Below are 20,528 nucleotides of genomic sequence, written 5' to 3'. Positions count from 1 at the left end.
ACACAACTATGATTCTTGATTTTACCCCCCTAGGAAACACCCGGATTTAGTTGCCGCGCCTTGCCGTCGCCTGGTCGGGTCCAGCGCGGCAGACTCAGGTCATCGCACCACATCATCTTCCCTGTTTTGCATTTTGTTCGTATTCAAAGAAACCTGATGCTTGTTCGGCGATTCCTTTTGGAGCAGTTGATTGAGCTGAATGACTTTCGTCAACTTCGCAATCTTGCTTTGCGCACGCACAAGATCGTTGGCAAGAATCTCATGGCAGAGCCGACAGACCGCAATGATTTCCTGCGGATCCGCGTTTCTGAGAACCATTTTGTCCATCACTCGGTTCCATGCTTTGATGTATTGTTCGACTTGTTCAGGGGTCCATTCTTTGTTCCGTTCTTTTTGGATCGCCTCAACGACTTTGGGAGGATGTTTCCATTCATTCCCGAGGACCCGATTTTCGTAAAGAAGGGTTTTGTCCCGGTTGTAGACCTGAAGCAAATCAAACAGCTTTTCTTTCTCGATGCGTTCAATGGTTCGAAGCATGCCGTCATAAGCTGCATCATGGGCTTCTTTCGGCACGGATCTTCCATGGCCGAAGATTTGTTTTTGCTCTTCATACCTTTCATGGGTGCCCAAGAGGCTGATTTTTTCATTCACGGCCATGACCCGGACCACCACGTGGTAGCCTTGCTGTTTCAGGTTCCGGAGCGTGTTTCGGATCGGGCCGTCCGTTCGCATGGTGCCTTCGAAAATCAGGTTTCTTTTCGTTTGAATCGCAAGGTCGAACAATTTTTTGGTCCACTCCCGGACGTCCGGATCCGTCAGCTTCGCGTAATCCTGTTCATGCTTCTTGAAGATTTCTTCACTCTTCGGATGTTCTTTGCGAAATTCATCTCCGTTGATCACCACGAAGTTGGAATCCGGAAACTCACGTGCCGAAAGAGCAATCAAGCCCCCTTTTCCCGCCCCGGGCTGTCCTCCCAAAATGACGGCCGTCGGTTTCTCCACCGAAGTGGTAAACGCAAACAATTCATTTTTCAGGCGTTCGAAGACCTCTTGGTGCTCTTCATCGGACAACTTGTATGCGAGCGGATCCATCCCTATGCCCCCGTATATTTCTCTCTGACTTTTTCCCCGTATTTGATGAGGATCTTGTGAATCACTTCCTTGTCGCCCGTGTACATGGCTTGCCGTTCTTTGAGAAGCTCCCTTTTCTCGTCTTTCAATCGTTTCAGCTTTTCCGGATCCGGAAGTTCTTTGTTCTCTTCTTCCGCTATGGCCCGTCTTTGATCCGAGAGCACTTCCGCCATGATTTCAATGGCGACATCCATTTTCACCCACTCCGGCATGGCGTTCACGATATCTTCCATGCTTCTCGATGAATTGTCAGACAAGGAAAGCATCCTCCTCAGATGATGAATTTTTAAATCAGTCACCGTTTTTCATCGAACACTTTTCCAGATCTTCGCTGATTATCCCGATCATATTATAAATTTTTCCTCTATGTTTTTTCAATTGACCATTATCCGCATCCTCCTCATGCGAAGCAGAGTGCACCGGGGCCATGGGGAAAGCATGAAACAAAAAAACGGAACCTTGCAAGGTCCCGCTTCACACGGCGGTTGACGGAGCTCAATCGAACATCTGAATCAATTCGATCAAGTCCTTCAACCCGCTGATGATCCCGGCCGCCGCCACGGAAATGGCGGCGATGTTTCCATAATTGATTTTCAAATAACCCAACTTCTCATTCAAGGTGATCAGCGTGGTTTTTTCCAATTGCCCCCGCTTCAGCTGACGGTTGACCTTTTCCGAAAGTTCACGAAGTTGCTTGAGCTCTTTTCGAAGCTCGTCCGCGGACGGAGGTTGAGACGGATGCTTCTTTTGGAATTGCGTTGAGTGCATGGCCGCTTCCGCGGCATGTGCGGCTTGCATGGACACATCCATTTGCATGGGCATTTCTTGCATGGGCATTTCCGGCGGAGAATATGGTTGAGACGGCCTGATTTTCATTTTCGCCATCCTGGCACCACCGGAAGATACAAAGCTCCTCCGTGCAAACACCGGCTGAGGATTTACCGGGGGTTCCATCCGACGAAAACTGAAATCACTCAAATCCATATCATCAAACTTTTCCAGGAACGTTTCAAGCTCCGCTGCTTCTTTCACGGCATTTATCAATTCTTCCAAACCACTTGAGATGATTTCCGCTTGCTGTGCATTGACTGTTAATACTTCCATGGGGCTGTCTCCTCAGGATGAAGATTTCCATTCTCATTATATATCAAAACACGAATATATGTAGATGTGTTCTCATCATCCATGCTGTTTTCACCTGAGGCAGCCCGCCTTCATTCATGGTCCCTCCCGAGTCCCATCCGTGACGTTCCCGTTTTCACCCGGGTCCGCCATGCTCACGTAAACGGGGATTCTCAGACTCCAATTGCCCGGGACCCCGTTGAACCCGTCGGATGTGAATTCCAAAAAGAGCAGTTCGGGCAGCGGGACAGGCAGATCCCGAAAAGAAACATAACCGTACTCTCCCTTTTGTCCGATCCAAGGATTTTCCTTCAAAATCTTTCCGCTTTCGTGCACCAGAAACGCCCGGACAAAATCGATCCGCTTTTCTTCGTCCCGATATTGCCTGGGATCCAGCCTCTTTCCTTCCTTCAGGATCTCGTATGTGGCCACGATTTCGCTCGGATGAACCACCAGATCGATGATACGAAGCGTCACGCCCTTGTCCGTGACACTCCAGTCCGCTTGATCCATGTTTCGGTCCCTCTTGATGTTCCTGTGAATCCCGGCCGTGGACACATCGCCTCCGGAAAACAGCGTGAACGAAGGGGACAGCCAAAGAATTCCGCCGACAAGAAGCAGTGCGCACGCGGAAGCCAGACTGATCCAACGGAAGACGGGCTTTGGGCGGATCCGGCCTCCGAAAAACGTTTTCCGGTCTTCACCGCTGACGCTTCCCCTGATTTGTTCCACCCATCCGTCCGGCAAGTCCGGTTCTTTCATCCAATCGGCGTACCTTTGATTTTCCTCCAGAAATGCATGCAGGCGATATTCGCATGCGGGGCAATTCCGCAAGTGATCCTGAACCATGTTCCGTTCTTGCGGTGAAAGTTCCCCGTCCGCGAAAGCCATGATGACTTCGTCGTCCACACAGCTTCTCATCCGGCTCCCTCCTTTGCCTGAAATTGCATTCTCAACTTCTGCCTGGTGCGATACAGACCGTTCCGAACATCATTCAAGCTGATCCCCAGCACCTCGGCGATTTCCGAATAACTCAGATCATCGACGAACCGTAGAAGAAAAATGAGCTTCCAATTCTCCGGCATCCCGTCCAAACTCTTCAGTATATCATCGACTCTCATCCGATCAATGGCCACCTTCTCCGGCCCCGGTTCATTGCTCACCCATTCATCGTTCAGTGCCACCAACCGCTTCCCTTTTCTCTTTCTCAGTTCATCGATGCAGCGGTTGACGGCGATCTGGTACAGCCAGGTGGAGAAGCGTCGATCCGGTTGGTAAGAGGACAACTTTCTGTATACCTGAAAAAAGATTTCTTGTGTCAGGTCACGGGCATCCTCCGAATGATGAACCATGCGCAACACCACCCGATAGATCCGTGGCGCATATTTCCGGACCAGGGGTTCAAAGGCTTCCCGATTCCCTGCGAGGACTTTCTCCACCAACACCGCTTCGTCCTGCATCCCGCTCCCTCCCTGTTCTGTCTTTCTGTTCCCTCACTATTTCATCCGTTCCCACCACGACTTTTATGTTCCCGTTTGCCAAAAAACACAACCAACATCGAAAATTTTTCAGGACAAAGTACCGGGATCTTCGTGAAGTAAGCAGGAAATTTCGCTGATCGACAAGAAAAGGGGGCGGTGAGGAACGGAAAATGAAACGGATTCCGCTTTCCCGTGACGGGAAAGCGGATCTTACAACAACGTTTCTCCCCGTTTCCAGTCTTGAATCACGGGGAAGATGTTTTCATAATCCTCGGAGTCGAGGAACTGTTGGAACGTCATGGGGTTTTCGGGATGTTTCAGCACCACTTCATCCTTCACGACGCGCCACGAGTTGTCCAACAGATTGACCAACGTCAATTTGCGCAAAGCGGTTTGACGTCCGTCCGATCCCGGTTTCAGCGTACCGGGCGGAAAAAAGACGTAAATCTCGCTTTTGGCGAAGATCATGACTCCCCGCAATTTTTCCGGAGACTTCAAATTTTCCCGTGCTCGCGAAGTGATCATGACTTCACCGATGGACCGGGACGGTTCATTCCAATGTTCGCGTTCCAGCTGCTCCAGGATGGGATCGGGTCCATGGTCGTTCAGCGTCCTCTTCAATGGTTCATCCGGCAAAAGCATGTCCATGATTTCTTTTTTCTCTTGCTCAGAGAGCCAAGGTTGATACAAGTTCCGGACATAGTTGAATGCCGCACGCTCCTCCACCGTGGGCTTTCTTAATATTGCGTCACCGACTTCGCGGCGGACGGCCCTTTCCACGAAATCCCCGAGAAAACCGCCCGCTTTTCCCCATTTGCAGCCGGTCAACGGAACGATCAGCGTCACCGTCAACAGCAGCGCAAAAAACTTGTTTCTTCCGTTCATCTGGTCCTCCGGGTGCGATGATTTTTCTGAAAAGATGATAACTCTTCGGAAAACTTCCCGCTCGTGAACAGTTTCCGAAAAAAAGAAAAAAAGCCGGAATATCCGGCTTTGGAAATCCCTTCCGAACCTCTTCAGATTTTCTTCCGTTCCTTCACCGTGGCTTCCGGGGATACATCCAGGCTGTTCTTGTACTCCACGAGCCCGATCTCACACCCGGGTCCGATCTTCACATGATTGCCGCGCACCACGGAAGCCGTGGTGTATTCGAGGCGAATGTCATCCCCTTCGATCACGTCGGCGGTGAGCGTGTGGTTCATGGAAAAGGAAAACAGAGATTTAATCAAACGGGCGATTTTGCTCGTGATCGTCTCTCGATTCACCGTGATGGTTTCTCCGCCGATTTCCTTGACCTTGGCTCCCCCGAAAAGGGTGATGTCGATCTTTCCGGCATTGAGGAGCCCCCCGATTTCAAAGGACCCTTGAATGTTGAACACTTCCGCTTCGCAGTTTTCCTTGACGTGGACAGTCCCTTTGATCTCCATTTCTTCCCCGGTGAGACTCTTGCCGATCTTGGTCATGCCTCTGAGCAAAATCCGGTCCGCATGACAGTCCCCCTTGATGTCTGCATGACCGTGCAACTGCAGACTGGATGCCCGAAAATCACCGTCCGCCATGAAGTTTCCCCGAATGACGGCATCGGTGGCACGCACCCCGCCGCTCACATCGGCATTTCCGTTCACCTTGAAGTCATTGCATTGCAAATCCCCTTTGACCGTTGCATGTCCGGAGATTTTCACTTGTCCGAATGTCCCTCCGGCGGTGCTCATTGATCCGGAAATCAACAGATCGTTGTGATCCATGAAATCCCCCTCCGTCAAATCAGTTTGATTTTCAGTTCTTCCGAGAGCTGGGAAAGTTGAAGACGAACCGGAATCTTGACCTGGTCATCAAAGCGGATGTCCTGCCCCGCCTCGATCAGAGCAAATCCGGAAACCCCCATCTTGCGGAAGAAGATCAGCTCGCATCCCTTCTCGCCGCCCATCCCTTCCGTCTTCCCGAGGAGTCCGTACAACGTTTCGCCTTCCGCCAGACTGATCTCCCCGGTTTTCACCAACCGGTCCAACACATACAGGGAGAGCACCCGGCCGAATTCCCATTCTTCGGGATCCCCGTACTTCTCAGTGAACCACCGGAGCGTCGTTTCCGACACCAATCCCGCCACCTCGGATCGTTTGACGCTGCGGGGGATCGGCAGAGGGGAAAGCAGTTCCGCGATCTCATCCAACGAAAGATCTTCCTTCATGTTCTTGATCTTTTCGATGCGGGCCAACACCTTATCCCTGGGAAAGAAGGTTTCCTGCCCCGTGAACGTCGACTTGCGAATAAACCATTCCTCGGGAATCAGTTTCTTGCGTTTCCACCGATAAAGCTGCCCGTAGGAAATCCCGGTCAGCTCCAACAGTTCCTTCTTGGAAATGAGGTCGGTTTCCACCGATGACACCTCCTCCTCGGTTTGCACCAAATACATCCCTCTGCACCCATTGTAACATAACACTGTTACGTTAAGAAAGAAAAAATCTTTGACGCCGAAATTTCGCCGATGTCCCCGCCGGATGCGCCCCCGCTCTCTGCCGTTACGGCGGCATTCCGCTCCAAAAAACAAACCGACCCGCTCATCCGGGCCGGTCGGTTCGGCATAGGGATTTCGTCCATTCCTCATTTCCGGAAAAACCACCGCTTTTTTTCGTGAATCCCCGTGTATTCATTGATTCTTTTCACACATTTCTCGAGCTGTCTGTTGATCTCCACTCCCTTGAATCTCATCACTTTCCACCCGTGCTTCGTCAGAACGGCCGTCTTTTTCCGGTCCCTTTTCTTCTGCTCCTCGGAGGAGTGATAAGCCATGCCGTCACATTCGATGGCCAACCGGTACTTCTTGATGACGAGATCCACCTGATAGCCGCACGTCTCGTATTCGGCCAACACCTTGTAGCCTTCACGTTTCAGTGCATCGTAAAGCCGAATTTGGATGGGACTGCGGCTGCATTTGATCCGCTGCCAGTCAGGAAGACGCCTGGTTTTCACCAGCTGCACCACATACATCACGATCCACTTGAGATAATCCCAATCCCGCCTGAGCTGCACGGTGAATTTCGCCATGCCGGCCTCCCTTTCAAATACTGGAAGTATTCATTTAAAAAATTAGCAAAATTCATTCGCATCTTCAAGTGTATTTTTTGTTCTGATCACATCCAAGTGGTGAGCAATTTCTCTTGCATCACAAATGCCCTCCCTTCTCGACATTGGATCCATGCAGCTCTTGGCGAAAGCTTGGGCAAACGCCAGGAACAACACGGCATGCCTTTTTCTCCACGGCCTGATATACTTGGTATACGACATAATGGGAAAGAGAAAGTCTGAACCCCGTACGCAGGAGATCAGATGAGCTTAGAATCATGGGCCGGCATGAATCCGCGGTTCCTGACCGCTCATTCATCGAAACGAACGGCCGATGCGTTTTGCCAATATAGCAGTAAGAGTTATATAGGCTGGGAGTACCCAAAAAATGAAGTCGGGGATGGGAAAGGTAATGATAATTCGCCCTTTGCACAACGATGAAAAGCCTCCTTTTGATTTGCTCTTACTTGCTGATCCTTCTTTGGAAGTTGTAAACAGCTATATTGGTCGAGGGCATTGTTTCGTCGCAGTAAGAAACGGACATATCATCGGAGTATATGTGTTGATAGACACTCGACCTCAAACCGTGGAGCTCGTGAACATTGCTGTTTCACCGCAGGAGCAAGGAAAGGGGATTGGAAAAAAGTTAGTTTTCCATGCTATTGAAACAGCTCAATCGATGGGATATAAAACGATAGAAGTCGGGACTGGAAATTCAAGTATTTCTCAATTGGCCCTCTATCAGAAATGTGGCTTCCGTATTGTAGGTATAGATAAAGACTATTTCATCAATCATTACCAAGATGCGATTTATGAAAATGGAATTCAGTGCCGAGATATGATCCGTCTCTCAAAGCATCTTTTCTGATGAAGGACAAATGTTCACGTGTCTGACCCCCTCACACGTAACCCCCCCTTCGCGTCCCGCGCCTACCGTTGCGCCCTCCTCTTTACCTGACACGATTTGCGTGTATGGGCCGATGGTCACGAACGATGTTGCCCCATTGACCGATGCAAACGAAAAACAGAGCGGTTTTCCCGCTCTGTCCGCTTGATGACAAACACTTATGATGGAGCGATGTTCCCGGCGAACGGGAATCATCGCATCCGCCGATATTATTGAATCGTCGCATCCAGTTGTTTTTCCACTTCCGTGGAGATGGAGCCCGTACCGCCCAAGATGTAGTAGAAGTCCTTCTCTTGGGTATGGTTCAGGTAAGATTGGACCCCCGAATCCATCCGGTCGGGCGGAGTCAGCAGAATCGGTGCATGATATCTTGCCGCCAGAGGTCCGCCGGACAGCACATCCGGGAAGTCGGTGCCTTTGGCAAACACATGCACCCTCGGATCCTGGCGAACGGTGCATATTTGGCGACGTTGATCGCCACTTCATAGCGGTTGAATCCGCCGATCCGGTCCACCACACTGCCGCGGGCTTTCCCGCGAGTGACTTTGCGTAAGCAGCGGAACGAAGCGGGATCAGCACCCGGCGGTTCAACGTGTACACCATAGACAGTACACTTCACTTCCACGCAGAAGCCGGCGTTTTTCCTGCGGAGTGACTTTGCGTCAGCAACGGAACGAAGCAGGAAAAACGGCCAGCGGTTCAACGTGTATACCATAGACAGGACACTTCACTTCCATGCAACAGCCGGCGCTTTTCCCGCAAGTGACTTTGCGTCAGCAACGGAACGGAGCGGGAAAAGTGCCGGCGGCAACAGAACAATGTTCTTCATGGAATCAACGGTTTCTCATACAACCTCCCGTATTTCCTCCGATAATGAGCCAACGTGACCAGCGGCCATACATACGGATAACTCTCATACACCACGTTGAACTGTCCGGCCAGTCCCGCCCCGACCGGATATGCCCAGGAATCATCCCGCTTCTCCAACATTCCGAGCAAGCAGCGGATGCCCTTTTCCATCTCCGGCGTGGGGGTGTCATGCCAGGCGATGAGAGCGTCCAGAGCCCAAGCGGTCTGGACCGGAGTGGACATGCCCAGCGGAACGTATTTCCTCTTTTCATCCGCGTGACAGGATTCTCCCCATCCCCCGTCGGGATTTTGAACGGACAGCAACCAACGGATCCCCTTGCGGACGGCGGAATGATTGCGCGGTACGCGAACGGCGGCCATTCCGGTGAGAGCGGCCCAGGTTCCGTAGATGTACTGCACTCCCCAACGTCCGTACCAGGAACCGTCCGATTTCTGATGGTGATACAACCAGCTCCAGGCTCTCCGGATTTCAGGTTGATCGATGGTCCAACCCGTGACGCTTCCCAGCAGGTGCATCACCCGACCGGTGATGTCGGCGGTGGACGGGTCCGTGAACGCCTGGCGAGCCTCCCGGGCCGGCAACAGCCTCACCCACAGTTTGTTCGTGTTTTTTTCAAAGGCCGGCCAGCCGCCGTCCCGGTTTTGCATGGACAGCAACCACCCGATGCCGCGTGTCCACGCTTCCCCGTGTTTGCCAGTCCGCACCGCCGGCGCCAGCGCCCGCAGAGCGGCACCGGTGTCGTCGACATCCGGGTTGATCGTATTGATGTCGGAAAAGCCCCATCCGCCCGGAAGCACCCCCGGATTTCGCAGCATCCAGTCCCCCGGCCGATCGTGCTGACGGCTCAGCAAATACCGGATGCCCCGTCTCACGGACGGATGGTCCGGCGGACATCCCGCTTCCTGAAGGGCATACAGCGTGAGGGCCGTATCCCAGACGGTGGATGTGGCTTCCTGGATGTGTATGCCTCCCTCCGTCCGACGGGCAAAGGAGGCGAGCCCGCGGACGGCCCGGCGAATCACCGGGTGCCCGCGGGAATATCCCAGCGCAAGCAACGCAAACACCATGAGGAAGGTGGAGCTGGCATAGCTGAGGAGTGTGCCGTCCGCTTCCGTTCTTTCCAGCATGAACGCTTCCGCCCGTTCCAGTGCCAGCCGGCGGAGTTGGCGTCTGGCAGACACCGCCCCGGACACGGCGATGGCGATTTCGTCGCGGGTCATGAAATGTTCCGGCTCCACCGGATCCATGAGAGACGGTCCCAGCGGCGGAAGCCAGTCATCAATTTCCCGGAACGCTTTCAATCGGAAGGAATGTTTCAGGTCGGCGAGCACCATGACCGGTGCCAGATGCACGCGGGCATACCCGACGAAATCGAAAAAGTTCAAAGGACTTTGCGCGGGCAACAGCAAAAATTCAACCGGAAGACGGGTGAAATTCTTCCAGTCCCCGTGACCGAACAGCGGCAACAGCGTTCGGGAGAGAGAGCCGATGCCCGCCGCCCGGGTTTTCAGAAACTCTCTCGCTTTTTTCATTCGCCGGTCGGACGGATCGCGGTATCCTCCGTACAACAACGCCAAACAGGCTTCCAGCGTTGCCGACGGGTTGCCTTCCCGTTCATCCGGGAACCGTTTCCAGGTTCCGTCCGGTTGCTGAAGGGAAAGCAGTCTTTCCGCAATCCCTTGCCGGATCTCGTTCTCCTCCATGCCAAGTACGTTCGTCAGGAGGAGAAACTGACTGTCGGTCATCGGTCCGTTCACGAAACCGAAGCTCCATCGGCCATCCTCCCGCTGACGGCGAACCAGCTCACCGGTCAGCCGGTGGATCGCTTTGTTCACTTGATCAAGGCTCACCTCGGGCATATCCCGTCTCCTCATCACCGTTTTTTAACAGGTTATGGCCGGGCGGCAACGGACATGACGCAAAAACAGCCTGAACCCCGTGCATTCCGGGCACGTGGATTCAGGCTGTTTCCCGCGATGAAGCTTTGTCTCGTTCAATCTGTCACCGACTCATACAACGTCGGGTCCACCCGTTCCACCAGCGGAGACAAATCTCCGGAGGTGACCAGCACCAGCCGGTGCAGCGCCCGGGTCACTCCCACATAAAGAAGCCGGGCCGAAGATTCGTCATCCGGCCAGTCGGCCGCATCCGCGTCGGCCAACACCACGGCATCAAACTCCATCCCTTTCACCCGGTCGACGGTACTGACGGAAATTCCGCCCGTGTACCCTTCCTGCGTTTGGTCCAGCAGGCCGGCCTGGATCCCGTACTCCCGAAGCGTCTGATGAAGGCGAAGAGCTTCTTCTTCCGACCGGACGGCAACCAGCACCGTTTTGGAGCCGCTTGCGGTGAGACGCCGGATTTCCTCCCGGACCGTCTCCCGTCTCCTCTCCGGTGTCACCTTCACCACCCTGACGGGATCGCCGGAGCGAAACACCGGAACCGGAGGCCGGATGCCCCGTCGGTACGGTTCGATGATTCCGGCGGCAAACCGGATGATTTCCATGGTCGAGCGGTAGCTGCGATTGAGTTCGTGATAGGACGCCTTCCCTTCGTCGAACAGATCGATCACTTCGTTCCAGTCGGCGATGCCTCTGCCGCTCCGGATGTTTTGCAGCAAGTCCCCGAGAATGGTGAATGACGCCATCCGACTGTACGCTTTGAGGACCTCGAACCGCGCCGGTGAAAAATCCTGGGCTTCGTCCACCACCACGTGTTCAAACCGCTCTTCCGACGCGACTCCGTAAAGCCTTTGTCGAATGCGCAAAAGCGGTGCGAGATCATCCGGTCCCGCCTCCCGAAGCCGGACATTTTCCGTTTCCTTGAGAAAGCGGCGATACAGCTTCAACGGCGTGTGGGACGGCCAGGACCGCGCCCAGGCGGAAAACCGTTTCCGCGCTTCCTTCCGGATGATTCCGCGCGGGTCTGTGTCGGAGATCTCTTTGTACAGCCCTTCCATCCACCGGCGAACGCGGGCATGAATCCGATCCTTGCGTTTCATGAGCGGCTCATGGCGGTATTCCTCATCATGGAGGCGGTGAATGTCTTCCCGGGAAAGTTTCGCGCCGTTCCACGGAACGAACGGGATGTCGGGCACGAACATTTCCTCCGTCCGGTCGAGGAACGCGTCCAATTCCCGAAGAAATCCGATCGTTCCCCGCCAAGGTGCCGAAAGATGGGGAGCCCACGGAATCCGATCCTTTTCTTCCAACCGTTCGAGCGCCCATTCTTCAAACGTGGTTTGCCGAACGTCTCCCGCCCCCAGCTCGGGCAGAACGTCCGAAATATATTCCAGAAACATGCGGTTGGGAGCGAAGATCACCATCCGGTCCGGCCGCATTTGCCCGGTGTACCGGTAGAGCAGATACGCCAGTCTGTGCAGAGCGACGGTGGTCTTTCCGCTGCCCGGCACTCCCTGAATCACCAAGGCCTTGTCCCGCTCCGCACGAATGATCCGGTCCTGTTCGGACTGAATGGTGGAAACGATGTCGCGAAGGCGGTGATCCTTGCTTTCCCCCAGGCGGTACAGCAGAAACTCGTCGGCCGCCCCCAGATTGTCCCCGCCACGAACCCAAGTGTCCACCACCCGCTCCAGCTCCCGCTGACGAATGACCAGGTTCCGTTTCAAGTACACGGTTCCCTCCACCGGACCGTCGGGCGACAGGTATTCGGCCCGGTCTCCCTGGCCGCCGAACGAGTAGAACAGGCTCGCCACGGGAGCCCGCCAATCGATGACCAGCAGCTCGTCCGGCCGGTCTCCCTGAATCCCGAACTTTCCGATATAAAGAGGGGACACGTGATCCGACCCGTCCTCCCGAAAATCCAGCCGTCCGAAATATGGCTGGGAAGACGTGCGACGCAGTTGTCCCCATTCACGTCGGCGTTTTTCGTCCAGGGCGATCTCCACCGGATCCTTGCCCCGGTAGGCAGGGATGTTTGACAATTGCTCTATCCGTTGATCGATGAAATCCAGGACTTCCCGAAGGCGCGATCGCTCGCTTCGTATCGCGTCTTCCATGCTTGGTCTCCCCTTTGCACGCGTTTTTTCAAGAGCATTCATTTTACTCAAAACGGTCGTGCAAAGTCAACGCGATTGGAAAAAATTGTGCTTCCGGATGAAGGCGGCCCCTCTTCCTGATAGAATAGAAGATGGTTCCGCCCGAGGGCGGCACAAAATCCTCCCGGAGGAGTTATTCATGAAAAAGCTCGGAGACGTTGTGGTTCCTTTTCATAGAGAAAATCGCCCTTTGCCCGACCCCGAAGCGATGCTCCGCACCCTTCTCCGCCACCCGGACGTGAGGCGGTTTGCGGAGCGGCACCCGGAACTTCCGCTTGATTGTTACCGGCGTTCGCTGATTCTGCTGTCCCAGTTTGTCACGGAAAGAACGAGCTGTCGCCAATGCCCCGGCCTGGAGAAGTGCCCCAATTCCGCTCCGGGGCACTACCCGGTGCTGGAGCAATACGGCTTGGCGATCAGCCTGAAACTGACCGAATGCTCCAAACTGCGCAGTCACAAAGAATCCGAACGCCGGCGTTCCCTGATCCGTTCCCACCACATTCCCGTGGAGATCCGAAACGCCACCTTCGAATCGGTGGAACTCAGTGCCAAACGGGAAGAAGCCGTCAGTGCGGCCATTGATTTTTGCATGGAATTCGAAAACGGGCTGCCGGACAAGGGACTCTATCTGTACGGACCGTTCGGAGTGGGCAAAAGCTACATCGCCGGCGCCGTGACCAATCAACTGGCGAGCATCGGCATCGCTTCCGTCATGGTTCATCTTCCGGCCCTGGTGGAAGAGATGAAGGGGGCCATCAATGAAAACAGCGTCAGTGACAAGGTGGATGCGCTCAAAACCACGACCGTGCTGATTCTGGACGACATCGGTGCCGAAACACTGACCCCGTGGATCCGCGACGACATTTTGTCCGTCATTTTCCAGTACCGGATGACCGAACATTTGCCCACCATCTACACATCCAATCTCAGTTTGGACGAACTGGAAGAACATTTCGCCCATACGGGCAAGGGCGGTTTTGAACCGCTGAAGGCCAAACGCCTGATGGAGCGCATCCGCCCGTTTGTAAGGCCCATCCTCGTGGAAGGCAGAAACAGAAGGTATGATCAGTGACCCGACCGTATTTCGGGCAGCCGCCGGATGTCCGGCGGACAAATTCGTTGTCAAACATTCCGGCAACAGGCGGTGCGCCCTCCGCTTTTGTGGCGGGGGCGCACGATTCTCTTCCGAAAAAGGAAAACGACGAGCATCCGCTCGCCTCCCTTGACCATCATGATAAAGTTGTTCCCGCGGTTTCCTTTCAAGCAAAGATGTCAAACGAACGACCTGTCACGATGTGGCGGCCGTCATCCATCCGGACGCTGATCACATCCATGAGGGGAATCCGGATTTCCCGGCCGTTTCCGTCAAAGAGGCTCACCACTTTCACACGGCGTTGCGGCTGATGCTGCAACCGGAACCGGACCCGTACCATGTCCGGCTCCATTTCCCGGATCACCCGGACCTCTTCGGATGCCACTTCCACGTGAGGACGACGGGCCAACTCCCTGACAAACGGTTCCACTTTCCTCATCTCGCCTTCCACCTGAACTTTCAGCACCCTTCATTCCCTCCTGAAACGCTCGGTTGGCTATGATACCTCCACTCTTCCAATTTCTTCCCATAGTCATAGTTTAGTCCCACGGACATTTGCATGCAAATTCGCAAAAATGCATACGGACGGAAGGAATCCCCGCAAAAGTTGGCAAAAAAGTCAGGAGAACCCGTTTTTCTCGCGCACAAATGCATCCGATGCTCGCATACATGCACCGAATTTGAACCAAAAACGAAAAAATCAAACCACAAATCTTTTTTTTCGGGAGGTGGAAGATTTGCTCCAGCTCGATTACGAACATGCGGGGAAAGTCATCAAAAGCAAGCGGAAAGAACTGGGGCTGAGACAAAGCGACCTGGTGGACGACGTGATCAAACTTCACACAATTCGCAAGGCAGAAAAAGGAGAAATGGTCAGTGAGATCGTATTGAAAGAGATATGCCGGAAGCTCCGGCTGGATCTGACCGAACTCTCCTGCCAGGCCCAGGAGGAAAAGTGCCGGAAAGCGGACACGAAATTGACGCTGCTCGCCATCGAGCACGACATCGACCTGGTCGGACCCGATCAGGCGCTCGAGAGTCTCCGTTCCCTGACCTCCAAGACCGACCAACCTTGGGTGCAGGCATACACCTATTTCCTCAAAGGGCTGTGCTATTCCCGGAAAAGGCAATGGCTGAAGGCACAAAATCACCTGCACAAGGTGATCAGCCTGAGCCCCCAGATCCCGGAAGCGGAATCTTCCAATCTGAAGGCGGCGGCCTGTTACGAACTGTCCAGATGCAGCTACTATCTCAACAATTTGGAACAGGCACTCCTCTATGTGGAAAAGGGACTGGACTGTTTTCTTCCGGACGGGGACATGCCCCACATCGTTCACTACCTGAAAATCGGTCAAATCATCTATCTGGAGAAGATGGATCGCAACGAGGAGGCTCTCAATTATCTGGACGAACTGTGGCAGGAATTCGAAAGCATCCGGGTTCCCGACATCCACCTGACCATGTATGAAGTTCGGGCTTGCCTGATGATCAAGCACGGATTGTATGAAAATGCCGCGAGGATCTGCATGGAGGCCCTGGAATGGTCCCGCCTGTACGGAAACGTGGACCGGTCGTTCGAACTGTGGACCACGTTGGGAGAAGCTTGCCTGGGGATCGGGGATCTTGCCAAAGCGGAGCGTTGTTTCCTCATGGCACTCAAATTGGAGAAAAAGATCACCCGGAAACATCTGCTCGTCTCCACCCACACCAAGCTGGGTCTGCTGTACCTGAAGACCGGTCAGACCGGCGACGCGGAAAAAATCCTGGCCAAAGCGGTCCAACTGGGGAAAAAAACCCGAAATGACTTCCGGCATTGCGAAGCTCTGATTTTTCTGGGAGATTGTCACGTCAGACAAGACCAGACGGACAAGGCGATGCAATGCTACCGGCAAGCGCTCTCGATCGCCGAAAAACATCGCCTCAAGGAGCAGGAGCAAAAAATCCTTGTCAAACTGGCCCGTTGTTGCGAAAAGGATGATCCCAAGACGTCGGAAAAGTACAAGGAACGATTCTTCCGGCTCCATGTCCAACTGATTGAAGGAGGTGAAGAAGATGAAGCTCATCGTGCTCTACACTGACAAGCCGCCGGAATTGCGCGGTGAATAGACAGAATATTTCGTACATGCCGAAAAGCGCAGTTTGCCCAAAAACGGAGCAAGCTGCGCTTTTGCTTGATACGGGCGAAAAAAACCGTCGGATTCCGGTGGATTCTCCGCTTCCGCTCTCATTGTCCGCCCCTTCCCGATATGATAGGATGATAGACGCATACAGGCCTGTGCCCTTTCCTGCCACGCCTCTTTCTTGTATCGGACAGGCCGGAACGAATCCATCAGGCCGGAGGTGAGTTCGTCGTGTCGGAATACCGCAACGGACTGGAACGGCTGTGGAGGGAAACCCACCTCCCGCCGGAATGGCTGGACACTCACTTTCGGGATGCGGAAATCCGTGAAGTCCGGGTGAATCCGGGAAAAAAATCCTGGCAGATCCGGCTATGGATGCCCGAGCCGATCGATCCGGAAGTGTGGGAAGAGTTCATCCAGCGGGTTCGCGGACATTTTCAGCCCGACATTCAGGTCTCTTTCCAATTCAATTACGAGCGGATCCAGCATGAAATCGTCCTTCAGAAATACAAGCACTTCATTCAAAAACTGATTCAGGAACATGTCACTCCCGCTGCCGCCACCTGGTTCGGACATGCCCGGTGGCGGGTGAACCAAGATCGGATCGAGATCCTGTTCAACAACCCCGCGGTTCTGGGCATGGCCCGTCAACGGGAACTGGACCGGCACGTGGCCCGGTTCTACACCAGGATCACCGGCAGGGAGCTGCCTGTTCGGCTGCTTGCGGAAAACGGAGATGACAAGGCGCTCCTGGACCGCTTCCAGGAAGTGAAAAAGCGCGAAGAACAGGAACTGGTGCAGCAGGCGCTGGCGGAGCAGGCACGCGCCTCGGAAAAATCCGCCGAAGCGCCGGAAAACGACAAGCCGGTCGAGAAGCGGATCGGATACAACATCCAAGGCGAACCCGTTCCCATCCGTGACATTCAGGATGAGGAGCGGAGCGTGATCGTCAAGGGCAAGGTGTTCAAAAGCGAGCTGAAGGAGCTGAAGAGCGGACGATTGCTTTTGACGTTCAATCTCACGGATTTCACCAACTCCATCTCCTGCAAGCTGTTTGCCCGCGACAAGGAGCAAGCGGCGGTCCTGAAAGAAATCAAAAACGGCGATTGGCTCAAGGTCCGGGGCTCCGTCCAGTTTGACACGTTCACCCGCGATCTGGTTCTGATGGTCAACGACCTCATGGAAGCCCAACCCGTGGAGCGTCAGGACACGGCACCGGAAAAACGGGTGGAACTTCACCTTCACACGTCCATGTCCGCCATGGACGGCATCCACGATGCCGGAGAACTGATCAAGCGTGCGGCAAAATGGGGACATCCGGCGATCGCCATCACCGATCACGGAGTGGCCCAGGCTTTCCCCGATGCTTGGTCCGCCGGCAAAAAGCACGGCATCAAAGTGATTTTCGGCATGGAAGCCAACATCGTCGATGACGGCGTCCCCATCGTGATGAACGCCGATGAGCGCCCCTTGCTCGATGACACCACCTATGTGGTGTTCGACGTGGAGACCACCGGGCTGTCCGCCGTTCATGACGTCATCATCGAGCTGGCCGCGGTCAAGATCAGAGGCGGGGAAATCATCGACCGGTTCTCCGAATTCGCCAATCCTCACCGGCCGCTCAGCCAGCACATCATTGAACTGACACACATCACCGATGACATGCTCAAAGACGCTCCGGAAATCGATGACGTGATCGAACGGTTTCTCGGATTCATCGACGGTTGCGTGTTGTCCGCGCACAACGCCCGGTTCGACATGGGCTTCCTCCAGGAGGCGGTGAAGCGGATCGGCCGGGAGCCCGTGAAAAATCCGGTGGTCGACACGCTGGAGCTGGCCCGCTTCCTCTACCCCGGCATGAAAAATTACCGGCTGAACACGCTGGCCGACAAGCTGGGCATCCACCTGGAGCAGCACCACAGGGCCATTTACGACGCGGAAACCACGGGACAGATCCTGTGGAAAATGCTCCTCGATACCACCGAAAAAGGCATCACCCATTTGCACAAGCTGAACGACAGCATCGGGGAGCGGGACCTGTCGAGACTTCGTCCGTTCCACGCCGTTTTGCTGGTGAAAAACCAGGTCGGTCTGAAAAACCTGTACAAATTGATCAGCCTGTCACACATGAAATATTTCCACCGCGTTCCCCGGATCCCGCGCAGCGAACTGGTGAAGCACCGGGAAGGTCTCCTGGTGGGGTCCGGTTGCGAACGGGGAGAACTGTATGAGGCGGCGCTCAACAAATCGCCGACGGAAGTGGAAGAGATCGCGCAATTCTACGATTACCTGGAGATTCAGCCGGTCGATCTGAACATGCACCTGGTGGAAAAAGGCTTGGTGGAAAGCCCCAACCGGCTGCGCGAAGCCAACCGCCTGCTGGTGGAAATCGGCGAAAAGTTGGGCAAACCGGTCGTGGCCACGGCCAACGTTCACTATTTGGACGAGCACGACGCCATCTTCCGGGACATCTTGCACCAGCAACAAAACAACTACCGGAACACCGACCCGCTGCCGAAAGCCCATTTTCGGACCACGAACGAGATGTTGGAGGAGTTCTCTTACCTCGGGGAAGAGAAAGCCCGGGAAGTGGTCGTGGACAACCCGCGCCGAATCGCCGATGCCATCGAAGAAATCAAGCTGCTGCCCGACGGAACCAACACACCCGTCATCGAAGGGGCCGACCAGGAGCTTTCGGAGATGTGCTACAAAAAAGCGCGTGAATGGTACGGCGACCCGCTGCCCGAAACCGTGCAGAAGCGGCTGGATCGCGAGCTGACCAGCATCATCAAGCACGGATTCGCCGTCATCTACCTGATCTCCCAACGCCTGGTGACAAAATCGCTGTCCGACGGGTATCTGGTCGGATCGCGCGGTTCGGTGGGTTCTTCGTTCGTGGCGACCATGAGCGACATCACCGAGGTGAATCCGCTTCCGCCCCACTGGCGCTGCAAAACTTGCAAGCACAGCGAGTTCATCCTCGACGGTTCCGTGGAGTCCGGCTTCGACCTGCCGGACAAGGATTGTCCGAAATGCGGCACAAAAATGCTCAAAGACGGTCACGACATTCCGTTCGAAACGTTCCTCGGTTTCGAAGCGGACAAAACTCCCGACATCGATCTCAACTTCGGTTCCGATTATCAGGCACGGGCACACGCCTACACGGAGGAACTGTTCGGCAAAGAATACATCTACCGTGCGGGCACCATCTCGAAGGTGCAGGAAAAAACCGCCTACGGTTTCGTGAAGAAATACCAGGAACAACACAATCTGCATCTCCGGCAAGCGGAAATCGACCGGCTGGTGGAAGGCTGCACCGGGGTGAAACGGACCACCGGTCAGCATCCGGGCGGCCTGATGGTCGTTCCGCAATACATGGACGTGCACGACATCACTCCGGTGCAACATCCGGCCGACGACATCAAGTCCGGCATCCGGACCACCCATTTCGACTACCACTCCATCAGCGGAACCATTTTGAAGCTGGACATCCTGGGTCATCAGGACCCGACATCGATCCGCATGCTGCAGGATCTGACGGGAGTCAATCCGCGGGAAATTCCGCTGGATGATCCGAAAGTGCTGGGCATTTTCAGCAGCACCGAACCGCTCGGCATCAAGCCGGAAGACATGAACGGGGTAAAAACCGGAACCCTCGGCATTCCGGAGTTCGGCACCTCGTTTGTCCGTCAGATGCTGGAGGACACCCGTCCGACCAAGTTTTCCGAACTGGTAAGGATCTCGGGATTGTCTCACGGGACGGACGTTTGGCTGGGCAACGCCCAGGAGCTGATTCGCAGCGGAACCTGTACCCTGTCCGACACGATCTGTTGCCGCGACGATATCATGCTCTACCTGATTTACAAGGGTTGCCCGCCGAAAGAATCCTTCAAAATCATGGAGAAGGTGCGGAAGGGCAAAGGCGTGTCCGAAGAAGAGGCCGAACTGATGCGCCAACACGGCGTGCCCGAATGGTACATCGAATCCTGCCGCAAGATCAAATACATGTTCCCGCGGGCTCACGCCGCCGCCTACGTGATGATGGCGGTGAGGATCGCCTGGTTCAAGGTGTACTGGCCCATTCAGTATTACGCCACGTATTTCTACCGTCTGGTGGATGATTTCGACCTGAACGTGGTGCTGAAAGGCCCGGATGCGGTCAAACGCAAGATGAAAGAGATCCAGGATAAGGGGAACACCGCGCCCCCCAAAGAAAAAGCCCTCTTCACCACACTGGAATCCGTGCTCGAATTCTATGCCAGAGGACTCAAATTCAAGAACGTGGATCTGTACCGTTCTCACGCCACGCAATTTGTCATCGACGGCGACGCACTCATTCCGCCGTTCGCCGCCATCGCCGGCGTCGGGGAAAACGCGGCCAAGAACATCATGGAAGCGCGCAAAGACGGCGAATTCCTGTCCGTGGAAGACTTCCAGAGCCGTACCCGCGTCTCCAGCACCGTCGTGGAGATTCTGAAAGAGATGGGATGCCTCGAGGGGCTTCCCGAAAACAACCAACTGGTCCTGTTCTGAAGTTCGAACGGACCCGTTCGGCCGACACACCCGGCGAAAAAAGCGGAACTTGGCGGCCATCCATCCGGGATTCAGGCTTCTTTATGCCTGAATCCCTTTTTTCGAACCGTTTTCTCCATCATTTTCCACGGACTCCTCATGCCTCCCACT

At 54.7% G+C, this 20,528-nt stretch carries 17 protein-coding genes; 4 read left to right on the top strand and 13 right to left on the bottom strand.

Features of this window, described 5'->3' with window-relative positions; translation table 11 throughout:
• Nucleotides 1-99 precede the first annotated feature (99 nt).
• The 9 genes from EG886_RS03695 to EG886_RS03655 all read right to left on the bottom strand — a co-directional run bounded on the left by EG886_RS03695 (nt 100) and on the right by EG886_RS03655 (nt 6,779).
• Nucleotides 100-1,092, bottom strand: a complete 993-nt coding sequence (locus EG886_RS03695) for a zeta toxin family protein (protein ID WP_124726877.1) — start codon at nt 1,090-1,092, stop codon at nt 100-102.
• A 2-nt stretch (nt 1,093-1,094) separates the two neighbouring features.
• Nucleotides 1,095-1,388 carry a large conductance mechanosensitive channel protein MscL gene (locus EG886_RS03690; protein ID WP_124726876.1) on the bottom strand — a complete coding sequence of 98 codons (294 nt, stop codon included), beginning with the start codon at nt 1,386-1,388 and terminating at the stop codon, nt 1,095-1,097.
• A 238-nt stretch (nt 1,389-1,626) separates the two neighbouring features.
• On the bottom strand, nt 1,627-2,016 hold the full coding sequence (locus tag EG886_RS03685) for a hypothetical protein (RefSeq protein WP_124726875.1): 390 nt from the start codon (nt 2,014-2,016) through the stop codon (nt 1,627-1,629).
• Between the two features lie 333 nt (nt 2,017-2,349).
• Nucleotides 2,350-3,174 carry a zf-HC2 domain-containing protein gene (locus tag EG886_RS03680; RefSeq protein ID WP_124726874.1) on the bottom strand — a complete coding sequence of 275 codons (825 nt, stop codon included), beginning with the start codon at nt 3,172-3,174 and terminating at the stop codon, nt 2,350-2,352.
• Nucleotides 3,171-3,713, bottom strand: a complete 543-nt coding sequence (locus EG886_RS03675) for an RNA polymerase sigma factor (RefSeq protein WP_124726873.1) — start codon at nt 3,711-3,713, stop codon at nt 3,171-3,173. The genes EG886_RS03680 and EG886_RS03675 overlap by 4 nt, the downstream gene beginning before the upstream one ends.
• 231 nt (nt 3,714-3,944) lie before the next feature.
• Nucleotides 3,945-4,619 (bottom strand): hypothetical protein, encoded by a 675-nt coding sequence (locus tag EG886_RS03670; protein ID WP_124726872.1) that lies wholly within the window; start codon nt 4,617-4,619, stop codon nt 3,945-3,947.
• Between the two features lie 131 nt (nt 4,620-4,750).
• Nucleotides 4,751-5,479: a polymer-forming cytoskeletal protein gene (locus tag EG886_RS03665; protein ID WP_124726871.1), complete on the bottom strand. Its 729-nt coding sequence runs from the start codon at nt 5,477-5,479 to the stop codon at nt 4,751-4,753.
• A gap of 14 nt (nt 5,480-5,493) precedes the next feature.
• Complete coding sequence (locus tag EG886_RS03660) at nt 5,494-6,111, bottom strand: YhbD family protein (RefSeq protein WP_124726870.1); 618 nt, start codon at nt 6,109-6,111, stop codon at nt 5,494-5,496.
• A 224-nt stretch (nt 6,112-6,335) separates the two neighbouring features.
• A complete protein-coding gene (locus EG886_RS03655; protein WP_124726869.1) occupies nt 6,336-6,779 on the bottom strand; it encodes an endonuclease domain-containing protein in 444 nt (147 codons plus the stop codon).
• Nucleotides 6,780-7,209: 430 nt separating this feature from the next.
• On the opposite strand from EG886_RS03655, the gene EG886_RS03650 reads away from it, so the two are divergent.
• Nucleotides 7,210-7,665: a GNAT family N-acetyltransferase gene (locus EG886_RS03650; RefSeq protein ID WP_124728644.1), complete on the top strand. Its 456-nt coding sequence runs from the start codon at nt 7,210-7,212 to the stop codon at nt 7,663-7,665.
• Nucleotides 7,666-7,913: 248 nt separating this feature from the next.
• Here EG886_RS03650 and EG886_RS03645 read toward each other — a convergent pair whose 3' ends face one another.
• The 3 genes from EG886_RS03645 to EG886_RS03635 form a co-directional block, all read right to left on the bottom strand.
• Nucleotides 7,914-8,132: a cell wall-binding repeat-containing protein gene (locus tag EG886_RS03645; protein WP_164491636.1), complete on the bottom strand. Its 219-nt coding sequence runs from the start codon at nt 8,130-8,132 to the stop codon at nt 7,914-7,916.
• 397 nt (nt 8,133-8,529) lie between these two features.
• Nucleotides 8,530-10,434: a terpene cyclase/mutase family protein gene (locus EG886_RS03640; RefSeq protein WP_124726867.1), complete on the bottom strand. Its 1,905-nt coding sequence runs from the start codon at nt 10,432-10,434 to the stop codon at nt 8,530-8,532.
• A gap of 134 nt (nt 10,435-10,568) precedes the next feature.
• A complete protein-coding gene (locus EG886_RS03635; RefSeq protein WP_164491635.1) occupies nt 10,569-12,593 on the bottom strand; it encodes a HelD family protein in 2,025 nt (674 codons plus the stop codon).
• A 178-nt stretch (nt 12,594-12,771) separates the two neighbouring features.
• Between EG886_RS03635 and dnaI the strand changes: the two genes are divergently transcribed.
• Nucleotides 12,772-13,704, top strand: coding sequence for a primosomal protein DnaI (gene dnaI / locus EG886_RS03630; protein ID WP_164491634.1), 933 nt, complete (start codon nt 12,772-12,774; stop codon nt 13,702-13,704).
• 187 nt (nt 13,705-13,891) lie between these two features.
• On the opposite strand, the gene EG886_RS03625 is transcribed toward dnaI, so the two are convergent.
• Nucleotides 13,892-14,191 carry a hypothetical protein gene (locus tag EG886_RS03625; protein WP_124726864.1) on the bottom strand — a complete coding sequence of 100 codons (300 nt, stop codon included), beginning with the start codon at nt 14,189-14,191 and terminating at the stop codon, nt 13,892-13,894.
• Between the two features lie 271 nt (nt 14,192-14,462).
• Between EG886_RS03625 and EG886_RS03620 the strand changes: the two genes are divergently transcribed.
• Together EG886_RS03620 and EG886_RS03615 are read left to right on the top strand one after the other, a co-directional pair.
• Nucleotides 14,463-15,803: a helix-turn-helix domain-containing protein gene (locus EG886_RS03620; protein WP_164491633.1), complete on the top strand. Its 1,341-nt coding sequence runs from the start codon at nt 14,463-14,465 to the stop codon at nt 15,801-15,803.
• Between the two features lie 273 nt (nt 15,804-16,076).
• Nucleotides 16,077-20,378 carry a PolC-type DNA polymerase III gene (locus EG886_RS03615; protein WP_164491632.1) on the top strand — a complete coding sequence of 1,434 codons (4,302 nt, stop codon included), beginning with the start codon at nt 16,077-16,079 and terminating at the stop codon, nt 20,376-20,378.
• Nucleotides 20,379-20,528 lie beyond the last annotated feature (150 nt).

This window comes from Staphylospora marina (assembly GCF_003856495.1).
GTDB classification, from domain to species: Bacteria; Bacillota; Bacilli; order Thermoactinomycetales; family Thermoactinomycetaceae; genus Staphylospora; species Staphylospora marina.
Note: the sequence above shows the minus strand (reverse complement) of the source record. Positions and strands in the feature narration are given on the sequence as shown.